The sequence below is a fragment of the Streptosporangium sp. NPDC002721 genome (genome assembly GCF_042888905.1).
In the GTDB taxonomy this organism is placed as follows: Bacteria; Actinomycetota; Actinomycetes; order Streptosporangiales; family Streptosporangiaceae; genus Streptosporangium.
On record NZ_JBIAQI010000062.1, the window covers coordinates 1 to 20,299 of the forward strand.

Sequence of the window (20,299 nt, forward strand, 5' to 3'; positions counted from 1 at the left end):
CTGCAGCCCTTCCAAGGCCGGCCATCTCTGCAAGGCCATCGCCGTCCTTCAGAACCACCGTGTCGCTCACGCCACCCGAGGATGAAAAACATTCACTGAATGTGCTTCTTTCAATACTCACCCCTCCAAAAGAGCATCCGCGTTTCCTGAGCAATCCCACCTTCGGGCCAGCCTTGACCCACCTCATCGTCCGTTGGACCCTTGGCTTGCCCTGGTGTCTCGGCTTGGAGGGAATGTCTCGTGCGGAGCGATGTCACGCGGGCTCACTACGACCGCCTCGCTGACAAATATGACGAGAACTGGGCATACAGTCCGGAATTCATTCAATGGATGACCGGAAACATTCTCGACCGGCTCCGGATCACCCCGGAACATCGGGTGCTGGACGTCGGAGGCGGGACCGGCCTGTACGCGCGGGAGCTCGCAGAGCACGCCGAGGTGGTGGTCTGCGCCGATCCCTCCTCCGCAATGCTCGACCAGCTTCCCGCTCATGAGCGTCTGGTCCCGCTGCGCGCCGGGGCCGAGGAGCTCGCGGAGCAGCGCGTACAACCTCCGCACGACGGCTACGACGCGATCCTGCTCAAGGAGGTGATCCACCACGTCGCCGATCCGCCCCGGGTCCTCGACGGGCTGGCTCGCCTCCTGCGGCCCGGTGGGCGGATGCTCGTGGTCATGTTGCCGACGAGCATCGACTACCCGCTGTTCGACGCGGCGCTGAGGCTGTTTCGCGAGCGCCAGCCCGATCCCGTCGGCATCGCCGACGCGATGAGCGGCAGTGGTCTCGGCACCGAGCTCACCTACGACGAGTTCCCGCTCGCTTTCGGCACCGAGCGTTATCTGCAAATGGTCCGAAACCGCTACATGTCGCTGCTTTCCAGCTTCGATGATGCAGAGTTGGAAAAGGGCGTCGAGGAAATCCGAGGCAGGCATCCGGGCCCCGAGTTACAGTGCCTCGACCGGTTCGCCTTCGTATTTGGGGTGAAAGCGTGAGCAGCGTGGAGCTCGACAGCCGTCTCTACCAGCTCCGCAACGAGTTGGACGACCATTCCCGCGTCGCCCGTCACCTCGGCCTGGACTTCGAGCGGCCGATCAAGTCGCTCGGCGACGGATATCCCGAAAACGCGATCGCCCTGGTCGGGAAGATAACCGAGCGGATCCTCAAACAGCTCTGGCGGCACCACAACGTCCCCGGTGACCCGGGTGGTAAGGCGCTGAGCGAGCTGATCAAGGGAGCTCAACCGCATATCCGCAGCAGTAGCGTCCTCGACTCGCTTCGCGACATTCAGCGCCTACGCAACCGGTCCACCCACGACGGCTACGAGATCGCCGACGAGGACGGGCTGACGGCCGTACGCCGGTTGCTGGACGTGCTGGCCTGGTTCGGCAGCACCGGCAGCGGCATCCTGACCGGGGACGTGCCCAAGCTCTCCCCCGAGGTGGCGCTCAAGGCGGAGTTTCTCGCCGGGCTCTACCTGACCCTCGACTACAAGCCGGTCAAGCGCTTCGAACTGTCGCGCAACACCGTCTACCAGCTCTTCTTCCGCGAACGAGGGCTGCGCAGCGAGTACGTCGAGCTGCTGCTCAGCAAGAACGTCGACGACGTGGCCGCGGTGCTGGAGGCCACCGGCGGGGAACTGTTGCAGACCCAGCTGCCCAAGCTCACCCGGTTTCTCATCCTGGAGGAGAACAGCGTCCACGTGGTCCCGAGCCCGCTCGGGGAGGACTACCGGATCGTCACCTACGACCGTTTCATGGACGCCTTCGTCGATCTGGAACGACATCTGGCGGACGTCTTCGGCGCCTACCCGGAGCTGCTCGACCCGGCGGGCCTGACGATATCCGGTGACCTGCTCACCACGGACGAACGTACCGGCGAGCAGCGGATCTCCCGGGTCGGTGCCGCCGACCAGCTGCTGGACGAGGTCGCCTCCTCCGGAGGGAACCTGCTCATCGTCGGCCGTTCGGGAAGCGGTAAGTCGACGCTTCTCAAGCAACTGGTCGCCGGGTCGGCGACGGCGAGCCGGCGCCGCTACCGCTTCTACTTCGACATGAGCCTCAAGGCCCGCGACGAGGAGTTCCGGGAGTTCGTCACGCGCACGCTCGCGCCATACATGGCCGTCGAGAACTCGTACGTCTTCGACGTCTTCCACTACTTCGCGCGGTCGGGGTCGGTAGCGTGCGCGCTGGACGGCATTGACGAGGCGGTGCCGTCGATGACCCAGGAGGGGTTCCTGGAGCTGTTCACAGAGCTCGCCCAGGTGTTGTCGGCGGAGTCGGCGGTGGTCACGAGCTCGCGGGTCTCCTTCCTTGAGGACTCCCCGCAGGTGCGACGGCTGCTGGACGGCACCGCGCTGGTGTCGGAGAAGCTCGTCCAGCAACTCCACGCGCAGGGTGTGAACCCGCTGCGCGTGCCTCGCTTCTCGGCGCTGCGGCTCCAGGACGCGACAGACGCCGGGACGCCCCTCGAACTTCGCCTGGCACGCGAGCTGGAACTCGAAGGTGGTGACGATCGCCCGCACCTCGTCGATCTCGCCTGGCGACACATGACACGAGTGGCATCCTCGGCCGGTCTCACCGACGCCCTGCCGTCGATCGTCGCGTACTTCGGCTCGGCCTTCCTACGTGGCCGTACGACGTTCACGTTCGTCGAGCTCGTCAACGAGCTGGGCATCTCCCTCTTCGAGGGAGGGCGGCTGACCTATGACGCCTTCCGGTTGAAGGAGTTCTTCCGGCCCGTCGACTCGTCCGGAATCGCGTTCGCGCACTCGGCCTACCAGGAGCTGCTGGCGGCCGAACACCTGCGCGACCCGGCCGGCCGGGAGTCGGCCGTCGAGGCGGGTCCGCGTCTGACCGAGCAGGTCCGGGAGTTCCTCTACCGGCGTTCCCGCCAGACGCCGCAGGCTCCGGCCGACGACTGCGTCCTGCCCACGGGCGCGTACCTCGTCGGGCCGAGTCACCACCTGATGCTCCGGCGCGTCGAGCGCCCGGTGCGCTTCGACCGCTTTCCCGTGACGGTCAGCCGCTACAACCGCTTCCTGGAAGCCGTACGGGAACATGGCTCGCAGCAGTGGGACCACCCGGACAAGCCACCGGAGTTCTCCCACGAGCCGTGGCAGGAACGCCTCAAGGTGCAGGAGTACTTCACCGACCCGGCGTACGAGAACCATCCGGCGATCTGCGTCAACTACTGGAGCGCCCACGCCTTCGCCCGGTTCGAGGGCAAGCGCCTGCCGACTTCCCTGGAGTGGGAAGCCGCCGCGCGGGGTGGCGACGGGCGGCTGTTCCCCTGGGGTGACGACATCGACCTGGACATCGTCAACTGCGCCGACTCGTGGAGCGGACGGCCTTTGATCACGTACGAGGCGTGGCGGGAGGAACTCGACCAGGGGCGGCTCAGCCAGGCCATGCCAGGGCCGGTCGACGCGCATCCGGCGAACGTGTCGCCGTTCGGGGTGCGGGAGATGGCCGGGAACGTCTGGGAGATCACCGGCACGGTGCTGGAGAACCTCAACGAGGTGGTCATCTGCGGCGGCTCCTACGACAACCCGTACCGGGCATTGCAGGTCTCCTCCAAGGGGCTGTCCCGGCGCCGGGGATGCAGCAACGCGGTCGGTTTCAGATGTGTCGAGGAGCTTGGATGAGCATCGAGGAGACCGCGACGGCGAGCGATCAGCGGTTCGGCCACATCGTCGACCGCATGCCACTGGGCAGCGGGCACGACGGCCGCCAGGGCACGTATGTGGTCCGCGACATCGATACCGAGACGCACCACTCCTTCATGTACTCCGACATCGTGACCGAGGGGTTCCGTACGATCCGGACTGGCGAGCGGGTGAGATTCATGGTCGACCCGGACGATTCGGAACGGGCGCGCTACGTCATCCGGCTCGACCTTCCGGATATCGAGGACTACTACCGGTGACCCGGCTGGCGAGGCAGGTCGTTGTCGCCGTCTACGAGGCTCGGTTCCCCTCCACACCCGAGTGGGCACACGGGCCGCTGGTCCTCCAGCATCGGCAGATGCGCTCCACCGCCGAGGCACGCGGCGAGTACTACAGCGACAAGGCCAACCGCGTCCTGTACGGGCGAGACGATCGCCCTCGCCGCTGGCACGACCCCGTTCACCGCGTCGTCGGCGATGTCGAGGTCCTAGGCGTCGAGGCGCTGCGGGCATCCGACGGGCCGGACGCCTGCGGGCTGGTCGCCGTTCACCTGCGGCCCAGGGGAGGCGCTCCCCTGTCGCTGCTGCGCGGCTTGGCCGGTCGCCGGAACGTGCCGCCCGTCGGCTTCGACCCGCAGTCTCTTGTCGAGGGTCAAGTGAAGATCGAGCCTGGACGCCCCTTTACGGTCTGCTTCGTGACCCCCGGCGGCAGAGGGCTCCCCCGTCTCTATCGCCAGCCCAGATACTGGCGCTGGCCCGCGACACACCAGTGGCTGTGGGCCCTGGCCTCGCGTACCACCCTGGCGGACTATCCACCCGACCCCCAGAACCTCGAACCGGCCGACAGCGAGATCATCAGGCTCTCCGTCGACTGGCACGCCGCCGTCCTGCGCGACGGTGTGGGCGTGATCGGCGTCCGTAACGATGACGGGGCCGAGGATCGGTTCTTCGGGTACGGGGAGTTGTACGTGCGCTCCATCTATCTGGACGCCCTCATGCTCGGCCTGCTCCAGAACCAGGGGCTCAGGCACCTTGAAGAGCACAGTGTGGCCGCGCTCGACTCTCCCCGTCCGGAGGCGATGGCCGAACTGGAACGAGAGGTCGGCTCCTTCCGACGCCGCCTGTGGGCCCAGCACCTCACCAGCCACGGCATCTCGAACCGGCTCCTGACCGCCTACCAGCGCCAGCACGGCCTGCGTGAACGCTTCGAACAGATCCTGACCGAGATCAGCGATGCCAACCGGCTCACCCGCGAAGACGAGACCCGCCACGTCAACAGCGCGGTGGTGGTGTTCACCCTCATCACCGTCCCGGCCGGAATCGCACTCGCACTGCTCCAGGTCGTGGAGCCGGACGACCCCTGGTTCTACGCCTCCGTCGGCGCGGCTTTCATCGTCTTGACAGCCCTGCTCCTACGCACCCGCTCCGCACGCGTCGCCCTCCGAGCGCTACGGCGTCGCTTCACGGCGTAGGGGAATGCAGGTTGTCAGAGCAGGTCCGCGAGGGCATCCTGGCTCGTACGCAGCCTCGCCATTTGAAAATTCACAGCGTCTCAATGCTTGTCTTACTGGAGCTCCTCGGTCCACGCCATCTACCTCTGGCAACGGTTAGGAACCCCAAGCACGCACATTTTCCCCGGAGGGTTCCTAACCTCAGACAAGCAGCCACGGGGGCAAACCGGACACTTTTCCAGCATGGACTTGACTGTTTTTCGCTATATGACCAGCTCGCGGACTGTTTCACTCCGGTCTCCGGACCGGTCTCATTGCGGGCCCGACCCCATCACGTTCTCGTGGGACACGCGGCCCCTGTTTCACTCCGGTCTCCGGACCGGTCTCATTGCGGGTCCAGGCTGACGCCGCCGGCCGCGTTCAGTTCCGCCGTTTCACTCCGGTCTCCGGACCGGTCTCATTGCGGGGATTGGTGAGCGGTCCCGGATCTCCTCGTCGACAGCGGGTTTCACTCCGGTCTCCGGACTGGTCTCATTGCGGGTTCGTGCCGCTGTTGCTGGTCGTGATGCCGGTCAGCGTTTCACCCCGGTCACCGGGCCGGTCTCATCGCTCCTCCTGCCCAGCCAGCATCACCTGAGTATGATGCCGAGTATGAGCGGAGAGAAGAAGGAACGAATTACGATCACCGTCGACCCCGACGTCGCCAGATACGCCGAACATCTGGTTGCCACCGGCAAGGCAACCAGCGTCGCCGCCGTCTTCAACGACTCCGTCGCCGCCAAACGCATCGCCGACCAGCACGGCCTGGCCCTCCTGCGGGAACGCGCCCGCAGCGCCGACCCCGACCGGGTGGCGCGCATGCGGCGGCACGTGAACCTCCAACTCGCCGAGCAAGGGTTCCCGGCGGCGCCCGGTGAGTGACTTCACCCCCACCCCCTACATCCTCGACTCCAGCGTCCTCGTCGATGTCGCCCGGGGTGACGCCGATCTGATCGGCTTCCTGCAGGACTTCGATCGGGCCGGTCACTCTCTGATCATCCCGTCCCTCACGGCGGCCGGCGCCTTGCTCGACAGCCAGGGCCTCCCAGACGCACAGGCTCTCCTCACCGGCCTGGCCGCGTTCGAACGCACCACCGTCGCTCCGCTTGATGGCATTCACCAAGCCGCGAAACTCGCCGCCATGGTGAACCTCATGTCGTCAACCGAGCTCAACTCGTTCGACGCTCACACGGCCGCGATCGCTGACGTGGCGATCTGCCCGATCCTCACGCTCAAAGCCTCTATGTGGGCATCGCTGTCGAGCACCCTGGACGCGCCGTTGCACATCATCGAGATCGCTGACCCAGACCAGTAAGGCAAACACCTTTCACGATCGAGTACTCCGTCGCTTTCACAACACGAACGGCATAGCACGGGCTCCAGGCCGCATGTTTCACCCCGGTCCCCGAACCGGTCCCATTGCGGCGTTCCCGAGGCCTGGACCTCCCAACTCCTGACGGACACCGTTTCACTCCGGTTTCGGAACCGGTCTCATTGCGGACCTGGCTGGTCGGTCGTCAGGGGAACAGCGAGTATGTCTTTCATCCCGGTCTCCGGACCGGTCTCATTGTGGGTGGGCCGACACCATCAGGCGGATCACCCAGGCCGCGGATTTCACACCGGTATTCAAAACTCCTAAACAGAATGACGTCGGCAGTATCCAAGAAAATGATCAATCGTCGGACCGGTGCGAGGAAGAGTGGGCAGACACCATGGATCGCCCCCGATCAAATCTGGTGATGCATCGAGTCGCGACTTCTCCGTCGGGTGGCGACAAGGAGTACGACAGTGCTGACCGCGTAGGCGACAGGAGCCAGAGCCCAGAATCCTCCGTACGGGAGCGTACCGAAGTAGTAGTCCGGTTGGCTGCCGGCGAGCATGTCCGGGGTGGCGTCCGCCGGCGGAAGGGTTATCGGCAGCGCTCCCAGCACGAGCCACAGATGGAGCAGGGTCAGGACACCGCAGATCACGCTGGTGGTGCCGATCAGCGTGCGAGATCTTTTCATGGCGGCGACGCCCAGCAGAAGCGGCAGGACGCCGATGACGAAGAGGTCCAGGGCTATGAACTCCTGGTTCGAGACCCCGGGGAACAAAGTGGCGAACATCGCCAAAGGCAGCGGAGGGAAGGACCATTCGCCCTCCGTCGTGGCGAGCAACACCCACGGCACCAGCGAAGCGCCTATCGCCATTACGAACCACGCCCACGGACCACGGACCGTTGACGGACTCTTCCGCGTCAGCATTGCAAGATCGTATAGGGCACTTCCGGAGTTACCCCGGTTTGGATAGACAGCTCACTACAGAAACCAATCATGTTCCCAGACGTGGCCGAACTCATTTGGTTGCTGCCCCGCCCGACTCGCCCGCGCCCCCGGGACGGGCTCGACCTCCTCGGTAGCGCCGTACCAAAGCAGGTACCCAAGGCGCGACCCCGATGACGAGCAGCAACGCCAGCAGTGGCATGCGCCACCATCCCGAGATGGTCGCCGGGGGCGGGGCAGGGATTGACGACACCCAGGGGCGGGCCGTCTTCGACCAGGCCAGGAAGGCGTCGCCGATCGGGAGCAGGCCGAAGGCGTACCTCTTCGTCCAGGGGGTGTCGATCGGGAGGCCGGCCAGTTCGCCGTAGTTCGCCAACGCCTCGGCCAGGGGGGCGTCGCCGTGGATCTGGGCGGTGCCGAGGGCTACCGCGGTCGCCGAGAGGCTCACGCCGAGCGGGAGGGGGCCGGAGTCGACGTCGCCGGGGCCGTCCATGCCAAGGGGGTACTCGCGTACGGCCGGGCCGAGGCCGAGCGGGGTGACGACGTAGTGGTCGCGGAAGCGCCGGTACTGGTCGGCGGCGAAGGCCGGGTCGATCTCGATGAGGAAGCGCTGGCCGAGGCTCTGCGAGCTGCCCCTGGCCACCTCGGCCGGGGCGCCGGTGCCGGGTTCGGCCTCGTGCGGGAGCAGGCCGGTGCGGGGGTCGAGCCGCTGGCGTACGGCCTGGAGCCAGCGGTCGGCGGTGGCGGCGAACCTGGGCGGCAGCAGCGTGTCGTGCAGCCGCAGCGACGCCATGGCCACGGTCGAGTCGACCGGCCAGGCCTGGCCGGGGTAGGCCTCCAGGTAGGGCGACTCCGAGGCGCCGAACGCCTCGCCGAGCGCGGTGGAGTCGTCGGCGAAGCGGCGCAGCTCGGCCGGGTCGCGTCGCTCGGGCGGTTGCAGGGCGAGCGTCCCGCCGCGCAGCCAGTTGGTCCAGCCCCGGTAGAAGACGCCGTGCGGCGGGGTGAGGTCCGCGCTGAACGGGGCCCGGCCGGACGGCGACTCCAGCTTGGCCAGTGCCCAGCGCGCCTCGCGCAGCGCCGCCGACCGCTCACCCTCCGGTGCGCGCATGCCGAGTTCGACCCAGCTCAGGCCGTACAGCGCGTGCAGGAAGACGTATCCCTCGGGGAACAGGCTCTGCGCCTGGTCGCCGGCGCCGTCGTCGAGTGCCGCGCGCAGGAACGTCAGCTGCCGCTGCACCCCGGGCGGCTCGTCGGTCGTTCCCGCGGCGGCGGGCACGACGAGCCGTACCGCGCCCAGCAGCGCGCAGACGCTGACCGCGACGGCGAGCACCCGTCGCAGCATCCGGCCCGCTCTCGGACGGGTTCTCGGGGGCGGTGTCGTCTGCGCTGCGGAGGGCGGCTTGAGCATTTGTTGATCTTAGTGTCGGCGGGTGGGCCAAGTGAGAGTTCCGCCGGGGTGGCCGCCCAGGTTCCAGGACCTCCAGTCGCGCCACCCGTGGTTTCCTCGGCCGTCATCCGCCTGTCGGGATTACGACATGTCCTAAATTAGCCATACAGGATTGTTGATATACGCCCGTTTTATCCCGAATCATGTCCCCTGATCTTTTTGTACCATCGCCACTTCGGGAGAAACTCCTTGCACGGCACTCCCCCACGGAGGAACGGGCTGCTCGCCCTCGCCTCCGCGCTCACGGTTCTCCTCGCGGCCTCGCCGGTGTCGGTTTCTGCCGCTGCCGCCACCGTCACCGGACCCTCCGGCACCACAGCCTCCGCGACCGCTCCCGGGGACACCCCGGCGAAGCCCGCCGGGACCACCGGGACCCGGCTCACCGTCACGCTCATCACCGGGGACAAGGTCACGCTCGTACGCGTGGCCGGTGCCCTGACCGTCGTGTCGGTGACCGGCCCGGACGGCGGGCGCGTCGGCGCCCGGGTCAGCACCGTCGACGGCCACACCTACGTGTATCCCGACTCGGCCGCGCGGTACGTCGGCGCCGGGCTCCTCGACGAGGGCCTCTTCGACGTCACGCGGCTCGTCGAGGACGGCTACGACGACGCGAACAGCGACCACCTCCCCCTCATCGTCACCTACACCGACGACGCGGTGGGCAGGCGTGCCGAGAAGGTGCCGGGCGGGGCCGAGAAGGTCCGTACGCTCAGCAGCATCCAGGGCGCCGCGCTGTCCGCGGACCGTGACGGCGCGGCGGGCTTCTGGACCGCGCTCACCGGCTCGGCCCCGGGGGCACAAGCGCGCACCGCGACCGGTGTCCCCTCCCTCACCTCGGGGATCGCCAAGGTGTGGCTCGACGGCAAGGCCGAGGCGAACCTGGCCGACACCGTCGCGCAGACCGGTGCCCCCGAGGTGTGGGCGGCCGGGAACACCGGCGAGGGGGTGAAGGTCGCCGTCCTCGACACCGGGGTCGACGCCGAGCACCCCGACCTCAGGGACCGGGTGAAGAACACCGCCACCTTCGTCCCCGGCGAGGACGTGAAGGACCACCACGGCCACGGTACGCACGTGGCCTCCACGATCGCCGGTACCGGCGCCGCCTCCGGGGGCCTGGAGAAGGGTGTCGCCCCGGGCGCGGACCTGGTGGTCGGCAAGGTCCTGGACAACCTGGGAAGCGGCCAGGACTCCTGGATCATCGCGGGCATGGAGTGGGCCGCCCGGGACCAGAAGGCCAAGATCGTCAGCATGAGCCTCGGCGGCGGGCCCACGGACGGCACCGACCCGCTCAGCCAGGCCGTCAACGAGCTCAGCGCCGAGACCGGCGCGCTGTTCACCATCGCGGCAGGCAACGCGGGCCCCGAGGAGAGCACGGTGAGCGCGCCGAGCACCGCGGACGCCGCGCTGTCGGTGGCCGCGGTGAGCTACGCCCCCAAGGGCACGGCGCTGGCGCCGTTCTCCAGCCGGGGCCCCCGCGTGGAGGACTACGGGCTCAAGCCGGAGATCGCCGCGCCGGGTGTGGACGTGCTGGCGGCCAGGTCGCAGTACGCGGCCGAGGGCGAGGGCTCGTACCAGACGATGAGCGGCACCTCGATGGCCACCCCGCACGTCGCGGGAGCGGCGGCCCTGCTATCGAAGACCCACCCCGGGTGGACCGGGCAGCAGCTCAAGGACGCCCTGGTCAGCAGTAGCAAGCTGCTGCAGCAGTTCAGCGCGTACCAGGTCGGCGGCGGCATGCTCGACGTCGCGGCGGCGACGCGGAACACCGTCTTCGCCACCGCCACCGCCCAGGTCAAGGTCCGGTGGCCCTACACCCCCGGCCAGAAGGGCGAGCGGCCGGTCACCTACACCAACATCGGGGAGAACCCGGTCACCCTCGACCTCTCGATCACCGGCGGGGCCCCCGAGGGCCTGTTCGACCTGTCCGCGGCCCAGGTCACGGTACCGGCGCGCGGCACCGCCACGGTGAACGTGATCCTGAACGTCGACCGGGCCGAGCTCGACGGCCACCTCAGCGCGCGGCTCGACGCGAAGGACGCGGAGGGCGCCCTGCTGGCCCACACCGCGATCGGCTTCTACAAGGAGGGCGAGCGGGCGAAGCTCACCGTGCGCGCCAAGGACCGCGCGGGCAAGCCGCTCGCCGGCGACCTGCTGATCACGCGGGACCTGCCCAACGGGCACCAGACGTTCGAGTACCACGGGGTCGACGCGTCCGGCACCGCCGAGCTGCGGCTGCCGACCGGCGACTACGCCCTGTGGATGTGGGGCGACGTGGAGGGTGTCAACGGCCCGTCCTCCCTGGGCAGGGTGCTGCTCGGCAAGCCGAAGATCTCTCTCACCGGTGACACGGAGATCACCCTGGACGCCTCCACCGCGCGCCAGGTCAGGTCCGTCCTGCCGTCCGGCAGGGACCAGGCTCGGACCACGACGATGTCCAGGCTGGACTTCTACCGGGGGTTCGGCAACGGCGCCGTGGCCGACGCCTACCTTCCCGGCGTGCAGTACGACAGCCTCTGGGCGCAGCCCACCGGCAAGAAGGTCACCGACGGGAAGCTGACGTTCGCCGCGCGCTGGCGCGACGAGCAGCCCCGGCTGGCGGTCTCCTCTGAGACGCACGACTTCGACGACCTGCTGCTCCAGACCCGTTTCAAGCCGCTGCCCGAGGGCCGCTGGACCTTCGGCTCGGTCTTCGCCGGTACGGGGTCCGCGGCGGAGTTCGCCAGGGTGAAGGCGTCGGGCAAGGTCGCCGTGGTGCGATGGAGCGAGTCCGTCACCCCCGAGGCGCAGGCCGACGCCGCCGCGAAGGCGGGCGCGAAGCTCCTGCTCATCGTCAACCCCGGCCGCGGCCGGCTCGACGCCTGGGACGCCGTGCAAACAGAGGCCCCGCTGGCGGTGGCGTCGATCACCCGCGACGAGGGCGAGCGGCTCATCACCCAGCTCCGGCGCGGCTCGGTGCCGCTGCGCGTCGTCTCCCACCCGACCGTCGACTACCTCTACGACCTCGTCCACAAGTGGGAGGGGGCCGTCCCGGCCGACCCGACCTACCGGCCGCGCAGGGACGACCTGGCCCGCGTCGACGTCTCGCTCGACAACCACAGGCAGCAGGCGGCCGTGGAGATCCGCATCGACCTCCAGGACGGCCTGCAGTCCGGGTTCAGCGGTTACACCAGCGCGCTGCCCGCGCAGAGCAGGCGCACCGACTGGGTCTCCACGGACGACGCCGTCCGCTGGCACGAGTCGCTCTTCGTCATCCCGGACGAGACCCAGCAGAGCTCGGACATCCTCACCTACAAGGGAGGAACCACCAGCGAGGCGCGGTGGCTCGGCCCGGTCCAGCGTCCCCGGATGAACACGGCGTCCCTGCTCCCGACCCGCGCGGGCGACGGGCTGGTCGTCATCGTGCCCTCCTGGGGTGCCTCGGGCGGCAGCCACGCGGGTGAGGCGCTCTTCAACGCGAACGCCACGCAGACCCTCTCGCTCTACCAGGGCGACACCCTCCTGGAGCAGGCCAAGACAGAGCGGCTCGACCGTACGCTGATGCTGGCGCCGATCGTCAGCCCCGACCGGCTGCCCTACCGGCTGGTCAACGAGGCGTCCCGCGACACGTCCGTCTACCCGTACTCGACCCGCACCCTGACCGAGTGGAACTTCAGCTCGGGGTACGTCGAGAGCAACTCGACCAGGGACCTGCCGCTCATCCAGCTCGACTACGACGTCGAGGTGGACCGGGCGGGCCGGGCCGGGCGCCGGGCCGAGCTGACCGTCACCCCGCTGCACCTGCCATCGGTGGTGGACTCCGGCCGGATCGGCACCGCCACCCTGGACGTCTCCTACGACGACGGCGCCACCTGGAGCAGGGCGAGCCTCGACCACGGCAGGAAGGGCTGGACGACGAAGCTGCGCGCCCCGGGTGGCGCCCGCGCGGTCACCCTGCGCGCCGGCGCCCGCGACAGCGCGGGCAACAGCGTCAGCCAGACCATCGTCCGGGCCTTCGGGCTGAAGTAACCGGACCTTCGGGCTGGAAGTAGCCCGAGACGGACGGGCCCGCCGGGCCCGGTGCGAAAGCGCCCGGATCCACCCGCGTGCCGGGTGGGTCCGGGCGTACGCGTGTGGGCGCCAAGCGAACGGATCGCCCCCTCGCGCGCGGGGATGCTCCGTTCGGTCTCCTCCACAGGCTCCATGGCTCGGGCGTCTCCCGGCCGGTGCGGAAAGTTTCATTTCCATTCATGGAATTCGGTCTCGTCGTGGCGTGCCCAACAAGCCGGAAACGGATCGTTCCACCCCGCCTCACGCTGCGGCCCAATTGTCAAAAGAACTTATCGACCCTTTCGGACCCCCTTTTCCGTCCCCTTGCGAGAGGAGTGAACCTTTCATTCAATGAGGGGCGGCGATGATCGTACTTCGGAGGGGTCTTTCCATGGGAATTCGCATGCGCGTGCTGTCCGCAGGGCTTTTCACGGTGTTCGCCCTCGCGCTCACCGGCGGCGTGCCGGCAGCCGCTTCAGCTGGTCAGGGTGCCGCCGCGATGGACTACTGGCAGTACCACGGCCATTACCAAACCCACGGCCAGTGCGTCGCCGTGGGCGAGGAGTACCTGTGGCCGCACAATCCCGGCGGGGCCGACGACTACGAATGCCTGGCGTCCGGCGGCGGCTGGAATCTCTGGTTGATATTCGCGACCTGACATCCGGTCCCCCCGCCCCGGTTCCCGCCGGATTCTCAGCCGCCGAAGGCGGGATATCCCGGCAGCGGGGGGACGTCCCAGCCTCCGGCCACCTCCCGGAGCAGCAGCCGCATCGTCTCCGAGAAGGCCGGGAACTCCTCCAGGGTGCTCGCCGTCTCCCAGCGGTGTCTCAGCAGCTGCCGCAGCGTCTCCGGGCAGGTGTCGCCGGGGGTGAAGGCGAGGTACTCGTCCGCGCCCGTCGTCGCGATCCGTTCCAGCTCCCCGGCCAGCTCCGGCGGCGCCTCGACCCCGATCCCGGCGAGCGCCGAGGGGAACCCGGCCGCGTACCGCAGCAGCCACGGGTCCTCGTCCCAGGAGGGCACGCCCAGGCCGTACCGGGCCGACAAAGCGGTCAGGTCGGCGCGCCGGTGGACCGACGCGGCGGACAGCCGTCCGAGCCCGCGCGCCCAGGCCGACAGGCCGTCGAGGGCCGCCTGCGGATCGTCGCCGAGCAGCACGTCCGCCAGTGTCGGCGCGGACCCCAGGTCCTCCATCACCAGCAGCGGGACCGAGGCGTCCACGCCCAGCAACTCGGGACCGGCCAGCCCCAGCGAGAGCCCGGCCGCCTCCGCGGTGAAGGCGCGCAGGCCCTCGGGGTCCGTACCGAAACCCTTGACGACGACGCTGCCGCCCGCGGCCGTCCGGCAGCGCAGGACGACGCTGCGCGGGTTGCCCCCGAGGTCGACCGGATCGGACAGCTCGGCACCCACCACTTCGCTCGCGGCACGCAGGATCGTATCCATCCCGGCATTCTGCCCTTCACGAGCGAGGTGGCGGGCCCCGGGCGACCGAAACCGAACCTCAGGATCGCTTCCCGGGGAAGGCCGCGAGGAGTTCGTCCGTCGCGGAGCGGGCGCCGGTGAAGGCGAAGGGGCCGCCCGCCGGACACGAACGTGGATCCCGCGCGAGTGAGGGGTCAGCCGCGCGTCGCGCGGGTCCGTGAGTAGGCGTACGGGCGCGGGAACACCGTGTCCGAGGCGCGCCAGGCGGACGGCAGGGCCCAGCGGCCGAAGACGACCTTGCCGCCGTCCGGCGACAGGTAGTGGCCCCATTCGTCGGTGCACATGCCGACGAGCCACAGGCCCCGGCCGCTCTCGTCGTCCTCCCCCGCCTCGACGACCTCGGGCGTGCCGTCGCAGCCGTCCCAGACCTCGGCGAACAGGCCCCCGGTGGTGAGGCGGAGCCGCAGCAGGATCGGGTACGGGCCGGCGGCCCGCGCGCCGGCGTGACCGGGCGGGTGGGGGTAGCCGTACGGGACGGGCGGGGTGGCGGTGGCCTTGATGGCGTTGGTGGTCATCTCGGAGACGACCAGGACGCAAAGGTCGGACAGCTCCTCCAGCCCCCACGCCAGCAGTTGCGCCCGCGTGAAGTCGCGTGCCCGGGAGGCCGCGGCCGGCTGCGCCGCCAGCCGCAACTCGTTCGCGTCCAGGGACAGGTGGTCGGCGGCGTCCGGATCAGGGTGAAACGGTGAGTGCATCGGTCCCGGCCGTTCGACGGGGAGCACGGTCATTGGTGGCTCCAGGGAGGTTCAACGAAGGTTCGGTCGCGCGTCCCCGGCGCAGAATGGGGACGCCCCCGCCCGAGCGCTGAGACCCCACGAATCCACGGCTCCGGCGTTGTCCTCAACCCTGCTGCACGGAGCGTGCTGGAAACAGGCGACGCCACCGAGTCTGTTCGTCACCCTCGGGGGCCAAGTCACCCCGCAGAGCAACGTCGCGACAGGGAGCGGAGATCTGGTCGCCGATTTCTGCACTCGGCAGTCACTGAACGTGATCGACCAGTAACGTTCGGCCCGAAGAATCGCCGCCGGAGAACCCGCCGGGAGGGGCCGAGCCGATGCCACGTGCACCGCGCAGCGTCAAGCAGCAGATGGACGCCTTCAGCGCCGAGCTCCGCGGACGTGGTTTCACGTGGGCCGAGGTCGCCGCCGAGTTCAAGCTACGTTGGCGCCTCAACTCCCGCCAGGGTTTCCGCGAGGCGCATCGACTGACACAAGCCAAGGTCTGCCATCTATGGAACGAGTACTGGCCGAACGAGCCACTGACGACCCGGAAACTCGGGTCGTGGGAAGCGTGGCCCGGCCCCACCGGCAACGAGCCGCCGATCGCCGGGCTCAACCGGCTGGCCCGCATCTACCAGTGCCGCACCGCCGACCTGGTCGACGGTGAAGACCACCGCGATGCCGACGAGCACAACGCGCCGGCCACCCGCTCCGGGGGGCGGGCGCTGGTGGCGGCCGGGGCCGCGGGCAGCCTCGGCCCCGAGGACATCCAGGGGGTGCTGGCCGCCCTGCCCGCCCTGCCCACCGGGCCCGTGCCGTCCGGGACCTCGCGCGACGAGGAGTACGACGCCCTGGTGCGGGCGCTCGCCCAGTGGGCGGCGACCATGAAACGGCGCGACGTGCTCGCCCTGATCAGGGCTGCGGCGGCCGCGGCGGCGGCCTCCCCGCTGCTGGACCGGCTCAACGACGACGAGGTCGACCGGCTCGCCCTGATCGCCGCCGAACCGTCCCGGGTGGACGAGGCCACCGTCGACCACATCGACGCGGTGCTGCACCACTGCATGCGCCAGGAGGACACCCTCGGCCCCCAGGCGGTGCTGGGGACCGTGCTCGCCCAGCACCACCTGGTGCGGTCGCTCATCCCGTCCGCGTCGAACGACGCGGTGCGCGAGCGGCTGCTGTCGCTGCTGGCCAACATCTGCCGGTTCACCGCCTGGGTGCTGTTCAACCTCAACGACTTCAACGGGGCCGACCACTACTACGAGCAGGCCAAGTTAGCCGCGCACCAGGCCGACGACGACGCGATGAACAGCTTCGTCCTCGCCAACTGGTCGCAGCTGGCGACCTGGCGGGGCGACCCCCGTCAAGGTGTCGAGCACGCGCTGGGCGCCCTGGCCTGGGGGCACCGCTCCAACAGCAAGCTGCTGGTGTCGTACGCGTGTGACGTGGGGGCCCGCGCCTACTCGGCGGTGCTGCGCCGCTCGGCCAAGAACGACCGGCACAAGGACCACACCCGGTGCATGACCAGCCTCGACCAGGCCCGGCGCGAGCTGGGTCACGCGGGCGAGGGCGACGTGGGGGCCAAGCTTCTCTACTTCTACGGCGACGGGCAGTATCTGTCGACCAGGACCAAGTGCCTGCTGGACATGGGCGACGCCCGGACCGCCGTCGAGATGGCCTCGCGGTCCCTGGCCAGGATCGACCCGGCGTTCGTCCGCAACCTGGCGTTCAGCCGCCTGGATCTGGCGCGCGGGCACCTCCAGTTGCGCGCCATCGACGAGGCGTGCGAGCAGATCGGCGAGGCCGCCCGCCTCACCTGCAGGAACACCTCGCCGCGGCTGGCCCGCTCGGTGGTGGAGATCCGCGAGACGCTGAATCCGTGGGCGAGGACCCGCCAGGTCGCCACCCTGGACGAGAAGTTGCACGCCTTCCAGCTCATCGCCTGACTCACGCCCCGGGCATCTCCTCCAGCACCAGGATGTCGAAGACCGGGGCGGGGATCGGCGGGTCCATCAGCCTGTGCGACACCTTCCGCCATCCCCATCTCCGATAGATCTCCCGGGTCCGCACGGCTTTCGGTTGCACCGAGAGCGTGGCCCGCTCGGCACCGGATCCCGAGAGCAGCTCGTCGTGGATCCGGTGCCCGGCTCCGGCGCCCCGCCGGTCGGGCAGCACCCCGTAGTCGATGACGGCGAACGTCCTGGTCCCGGTCTCGGCCGCGAACTCCTCGTCGACCGGTTCGGCCAGCGCGCTCCACCAGCGGGTGTCGGGCGGCAGCAGGTATCCGTACCCGAACCCGACGAACTCCGGCCCGGACCGCGCGGTGGTCAGCCGGAACCCGGGCCGTTCGGCCAGCCTGGGGAAGTAGGCGCGCTGGTTGGCGAACTCGGCGGCGTTCCCGTCGAAAGGAGGCAGCGAGAACACCGCCTCGTAGAGGTCGCAGATCGTCCCGGCCAGCGCGAGCGCCTCCCGGCGTCCGTGTGTCTCCACGGTCATCTCGTCAGTGGGGGTCGTGTCGGTCATGCCGGCCTCCTCGCCTCCTTCGCACCCTCCTCGTCTGGGAGGGCTCCTTACCCGTGGACGGGTGCGGTAGCCGTTCCGGTTCCTGCACGGATTCCCGCAGGGGTTCCTGTACGGGTTCCCGCGCGGGTTCCCTTATGAGGGGGCGGGGCGGGGTGTGGTTCTTCGGCGAGGGCGGCGGGAGGCGGGTCAGCCCTTCGCGAGGGCGGCCAGCGGCACGGAGAGGTCGGCGAGCCGGCCGGGGTCGACGGTCGCGCCGCCGCGGATGAGCTCCTGTGCCGGCGAGATGCCCTCGTCCCACTGGTTGACGTGCATCCCCGCCACGACGCGTCCTCCGGCGAGCCAGAAGGCGTGGAAGGCCTCCGACTCCAGCTCTCCACGGACGACCACGGAGTCGTATCCGCCGGGCGCGAACCAGCCGGAGAACTCCATGCCGACGTCGTACTGGTCGGTGAAGAAGTACGGCGGCCTGTCGTAGACCACCTCCTGGCCGAGCATGGACCTGGCCACGGCCACTCCCCCGTTGAGGGCGTTGGCCCAGTGCTCGACGCGGATGCGGGTGCCGTACAGGGGGTTGAACGCGTTGGCCACGTCACCGGCGGCGTAGACGTCGGGGTCGTCGGTGCGGAGGGACTCGCTGACGAGGATCCCGTTGTCCACGGCCAGGCCCGCCCGCTCGGCGAGCTCGGTGTTGGGACTCACGCCGATGCCGACGATCACGAGGTCGGCCGGGATCTCCTCGCCGTCGTGGGTGGCGACCGCGCGGACGCGGTCGGGGCCGAGGAGCCCGGTCACCTCGCGGCCGAGCCGCACGTCGACGCCGTGGCGCCGGTGCACGTCGGCGAAGAAGGCGCCCAGTTCGGGGCCGAGCGCGGCGTGCAGCGGCACCGCCCTCGGCTCGACGACGGTCACCTCGCAGCCGTACTCCCTGGCGGCCGCGGCGGTCTCCAGCCCGATCCAGCCCGCGCCGACGACCACCACCCGCCTGCCGCCGTCACGGATGGCCTCGCGCAGCCGCTCGGAGTCGCCGAGGCTGCGCAGGTGGTGCACTCCGTCCAGGTCTGCGCCGGGCACGTCGAGGCGGCGCGGGGAGGAGCCGGGGACGAGCAGCAGCTTGTCGTACCGGATGAGCCGGCCGTCGTCGAGTTCCACGTGGTGCGTCGCCCGGTCGAGGCCCCTCGCGCGGCGTCCGAGCAGCCGCTCCACGGAGTTGGCGGCGTACCAGTCGTCGTCGTGGACGTAGAGCTTGGCCTTCTCCTCCTTGCCGAGCAGGTAGCTCTTCGAGAGCGGGGGCCGCTCGTAGGGCGGTTCGGTCTCGGCGCCGATCAGCGTGATCGCGCCCTCGAAGCCCTCGTCGCGCAGGGACTCCGCCGCCTTGGCACCCGCCAGGCCCGCTCCGACGATGACGAACGTCTGCTCGGTAGTCATAGGTTCCTTCCTACTCCCATTCCCCCGCCGGTTCCAACGATCGCGGGAGGCGGCAGGTCGTTCACCCGTTCCCGCGGAAAGCGACCACCGGTATCCGCACTCATAGATAGGAACCGGCGCGACGCAGGACATACCACGACGAATGACGGCAGGGCGGCGGACGCGGGCGGGACGCGGTCCGGTGACATTCCGAAACGCGGCGCGGCCGGCACAGGAAAGAAACGCGCATCACCTCTCTTCCCACACATGGGGAGAATCATCGTTAAACCGCCGCGGACATCGGGTCCGCACACCAGAGAAGATACGCAATATCCTCGGGCGACAGAATGAGGAAATTTTCGTTTACCCTACCGGAAACGGAATTCCGCGCCCCTCGGAAGAGGGGCGTATATATTTTCCACACCGTCAAGATCGCGCCGTCGACGGGGACGTCGAGGGCTCCGCCCGCAGCGCGCTGTTTTGATAAGGAGAATTCCGTATGCCATTGAAGCGACGATTCACCCGAGTCACGGTCGGCTGCGCCTTCGCGGTGGCGGCCGTCCTGAGCCTCGGAGCCTTCGCGCCCGCGCCGCCGAGCGTTCCGGACAACCCTCCCGCGCCCCAGACCTGGGAACCCGCTCCCCAGTCGCGGGAACCCGCACCCCAGCCCGGGGAGATGGCGCCGCCGCCCAGGCCCACCGTGCGCGCCCTGACGGCCGCCGAGATCCGCGGAAAGGGACTCGATCGATACATCGACATGTCCCGTCTGAGGGAAACGGTTCCCGACATCATCGACACGGACCAGGGCAGGTTCACCGGAAATCTCCCTCCCGCGAGGCGGCCGGGAAACCTCAGTCCCGCCAATGCCGCGACGGGTTGCTGGTATCTCGTGACGACGTACGGGAACCCCTCTCATGAGGGAATGGCCCACCACACGTGGTGCGGCGACGGCGTCCGGATCACGTACACCTCGGCCGGGTGTACCGGAAGTACGAGCCTTCCCACCTATATTTACGAGGGTTGCCAGAATGTCCAGGCGTACGGGGTCGGCTGGAATGTCTGGGACGTCACCGACAGATGGCGTTTCTGTACTTCCTACAACCGTTTCACGGGCGTGTGCTCCGCCCGGATATACCCGTGGCAGAAGAACCGCTACGGCGCCAACGGCCAGGTCTGGCTTCTCGGCTGGGGCAACTAGGGCCTGTACGGGCTTTGAATCTTTAGATGGGTTGAAGGCTTCGGAGCCACACGATGGCTCCGCGTAGATGAAGGCCCGCGAGGTAGCTTTC

The 20,299-nt window shown here is 69.0% G+C and carries 17 protein-coding genes and 1 CRISPR repeat array; of the genes, 10 read left to right on the forward strand and 7 right to left on the reverse strand.

The window, feature by feature from the left end; genetic code table 11:
- Window positions 1-187 (reverse strand): hypothetical protein (locus tag ACFYWM_RS43590; protein WP_389927454.1); only part of this gene is annotated, 187 nt, incomplete at its 3' end.
- Window positions 188-240: 53 nt separating this feature from the next.
- On the opposite strand from ACFYWM_RS43590, the gene ACFYWM_RS43595 reads away from it, so the two are divergent.
- The 6 genes from ACFYWM_RS43595 (at window position 241) to ACFYWM_RS43620 (ending at window position 6,466) form a co-directional block, all read left to right on the forward strand.
- Window positions 241-990 (forward strand): class I SAM-dependent DNA methyltransferase, encoded by a 750-nt coding sequence (locus tag ACFYWM_RS43595; RefSeq protein ID WP_389927457.1) that lies wholly within the window; start codon window positions 241-243, stop codon window positions 988-990.
- Entirely contained in the window at window positions 987-3,641 is a 2,655-nt protein-coding gene (locus ACFYWM_RS43600; RefSeq protein WP_389927460.1) for an SUMF1/EgtB/PvdO family nonheme iron enzyme, read from the forward strand. The genes ACFYWM_RS43595 and ACFYWM_RS43600 overlap by 4 nt, the downstream gene beginning before the upstream one ends.
- A complete protein-coding gene (locus ACFYWM_RS43605) occupies window positions 3,638-3,922 on the forward strand; it encodes a hypothetical protein (RefSeq protein ID WP_389927462.1) in 285 nt (94 codons plus the stop codon). Before ACFYWM_RS43600 ends, ACFYWM_RS43605 begins: the two co-directional genes overlap by 4 nt.
- Entirely contained in the window at window positions 3,919-5,133 is a 1,215-nt protein-coding gene (locus ACFYWM_RS43610) for a hypothetical protein (protein WP_389927465.1), read from the forward strand. The genes ACFYWM_RS43605 and ACFYWM_RS43610 overlap by 4 nt, the downstream gene beginning before the upstream one ends.
- Window positions 5,134-5,397: 264 nt before the next feature.
- Window positions 5,398-5,725: a CRISPR direct-repeat array (repeat unit 36 nt; unit sequence GTTTCACTCCGGTCTCCGGACCGGTCTCATTGCGGG).
- Between the two features lie 38 nt (window positions 5,726-5,763).
- Window positions 5,764-6,033 carry a hypothetical protein gene (locus tag ACFYWM_RS43615; RefSeq protein ID WP_362698125.1) on the forward strand — a complete coding sequence of 90 codons (270 nt, stop codon included), beginning with the start codon at window positions 5,764-5,766 and terminating at the stop codon, window positions 6,031-6,033.
- Entirely contained in the window at window positions 6,026-6,466 is a 441-nt protein-coding gene (locus ACFYWM_RS43620) for a hypothetical protein (protein WP_389927468.1), read from the forward strand. The genes ACFYWM_RS43615 and ACFYWM_RS43620 overlap by 8 nt, the downstream gene beginning before the upstream one ends.
- A gap of 412 nt (window positions 6,467-6,878) precedes the next feature.
- Here ACFYWM_RS43620 and ACFYWM_RS43625 read toward each other — a convergent pair whose 3' ends face one another.
- A complete protein-coding gene (locus ACFYWM_RS43625) occupies window positions 6,879-7,394 on the reverse strand; it encodes a hypothetical protein (RefSeq protein ID WP_389927471.1) in 516 nt (171 codons plus the stop codon).
- Window positions 7,395-7,485: 91 nt separating this feature from the next.
- Window positions 7,486-8,754: a hypothetical protein gene (locus ACFYWM_RS43630; RefSeq protein ID WP_389927473.1), complete on the reverse strand. Its 1,269-nt coding sequence runs from the start codon at window positions 8,752-8,754 to the stop codon at window positions 7,486-7,488.
- Window positions 8,755-9,048: 294 nt separating this feature from the next.
- Between ACFYWM_RS43630 and ACFYWM_RS43635 the strand changes: the two genes are divergently transcribed.
- Both ACFYWM_RS43635 and ACFYWM_RS43640 read left to right on the forward strand, forming a co-directional pair.
- On the forward strand, window positions 9,049-12,864 hold the full coding sequence (locus ACFYWM_RS43635; RefSeq protein ID WP_389927476.1) for a S8 family serine peptidase: 3,816 nt from the start codon (window positions 9,049-9,051) through the stop codon (window positions 12,862-12,864).
- 424 nt (window positions 12,865-13,288) lie between these two features.
- Window positions 13,289-13,543, forward strand: a complete 255-nt coding sequence (locus ACFYWM_RS43640) for a hypothetical protein (protein WP_389927479.1) — start codon at window positions 13,289-13,291, stop codon at window positions 13,541-13,543.
- 35 nt (window positions 13,544-13,578) lie between these two features.
- On the opposite strand, the gene ACFYWM_RS43645 is transcribed toward ACFYWM_RS43640, so the two are convergent.
- Together ACFYWM_RS43645 and ACFYWM_RS43650 are read right to left on the reverse strand one after the other, a co-directional pair.
- Complete coding sequence (locus ACFYWM_RS43645; RefSeq protein ID WP_389927481.1) at window positions 13,579-14,325, reverse strand: hypothetical protein; 747 nt, start codon at window positions 14,323-14,325, stop codon at window positions 13,579-13,581.
- 173 nt (window positions 14,326-14,498) lie between these two features.
- Window positions 14,499-15,092, reverse strand: a complete 594-nt coding sequence (locus tag ACFYWM_RS43650) for an ATP-binding protein (RefSeq protein WP_389927484.1) — start codon at window positions 15,090-15,092, stop codon at window positions 14,499-14,501.
- A gap of 326 nt (window positions 15,093-15,418) precedes the next feature.
- Between ACFYWM_RS43650 and ACFYWM_RS43655 the strand changes: the two genes are divergently transcribed.
- Window positions 15,419-17,029 (forward strand): hypothetical protein, encoded by a 1,611-nt coding sequence (locus ACFYWM_RS43655; protein WP_389927487.1) that lies wholly within the window; start codon window positions 15,419-15,421, stop codon window positions 17,027-17,029.
- 1 nt (window position 17,030) lies between these two features.
- Here ACFYWM_RS43655 and ACFYWM_RS43660 read toward each other — a convergent pair whose 3' ends face one another.
- Both ACFYWM_RS43660 and ACFYWM_RS43665 read right to left on the reverse strand, forming a co-directional pair.
- The gene (locus tag ACFYWM_RS43660) at window positions 17,031-17,606 is read right to left on the reverse strand and encodes a GNAT family N-acetyltransferase (protein WP_389927490.1); all 576 of its coding nucleotides are present in this window, start codon (window positions 17,604-17,606) and stop codon (window positions 17,031-17,033) included.
- Between the two features lie 186 nt (window positions 17,607-17,792).
- Complete coding sequence (locus ACFYWM_RS43665; RefSeq protein WP_389927493.1) at window positions 17,793-19,031, reverse strand: NAD(P)/FAD-dependent oxidoreductase; 1,239 nt, start codon at window positions 19,029-19,031, stop codon at window positions 17,793-17,795.
- 901 nt (window positions 19,032-19,932) lie between these two features.
- Between ACFYWM_RS43665 and ACFYWM_RS43670 the strand changes: the two genes are divergently transcribed.
- A complete protein-coding gene (locus tag ACFYWM_RS43670; RefSeq protein WP_389927495.1) occupies window positions 19,933-20,208 on the forward strand; it encodes a hypothetical protein in 276 nt (91 codons plus the stop codon).
- Window positions 20,209-20,299: the final 91 nt, after the last annotated feature.

Excerpts from the sequence above, each read along its gene's own strand:
- ACFYWM_RS43605 (WP_389927462.1), top strand. The coding sequence starts at position 3,638 with ATGAGCATCGAGGAGACCGCGACGGCGAGCGATCAGCGGTTCGGCCAC.
- ACFYWM_RS43650 (WP_389927484.1), bottom strand. The coding sequence starts at position 15,092 with ATGACCGTGCTCCCCGTCGAACGGCCGGGACCGATGCACTCACCGTTT.
- ACFYWM_RS43665 (WP_389927493.1), bottom strand. The coding sequence starts at position 19,031 with ATGACTACCGAGCAGACGTTCGTCATCGTCGGAGCGGGCCTGGCGGGT.
- ACFYWM_RS43615 (WP_362698125.1), top strand. The coding sequence starts at position 5,764 with ATGAGCGGAGAGAAGAAGGAACGAATTACGATCACCGTCGACCCCGAC.
- ACFYWM_RS43655 (WP_389927487.1), top strand. The coding sequence starts at position 15,419 with ATGCCACGTGCACCGCGCAGCGTCAAGCAGCAGATGGACGCCTTCAGC.
- ACFYWM_RS43625 (WP_389927471.1), bottom strand. The coding sequence starts at position 7,394 with ATGCTGACGCGGAAGAGTCCGTCAACGGTCCGTGGTCCGTGGGCGTGG.
- ACFYWM_RS43640 (WP_389927479.1), top strand. The coding sequence starts at position 13,289 with ATGCGCGTGCTGTCCGCAGGGCTTTTCACGGTGTTCGCCCTCGCGCTC.
- ACFYWM_RS43670 (WP_389927495.1), top strand. The coding sequence starts at position 19,933 with ATGGCCCACCACACGTGGTGCGGCGACGGCGTCCGGATCACGTACACC.
- ACFYWM_RS43660 (WP_389927490.1), bottom strand. The coding sequence starts at position 17,606 with ATGACCGACACGACCCCCACTGACGAGATGACCGTGGAGACACACGGA.
- ACFYWM_RS43645 (WP_389927481.1), bottom strand. The coding sequence starts at position 14,325 with ATGGATACGATCCTGCGTGCCGCGAGCGAAGTGGTGGGTGCCGAGCTG.
- ACFYWM_RS43630 (WP_389927473.1), bottom strand. The coding sequence starts at position 8,754 with ATGCTGCGACGGGTGCTCGCCGTCGCGGTCAGCGTCTGCGCGCTGCTG.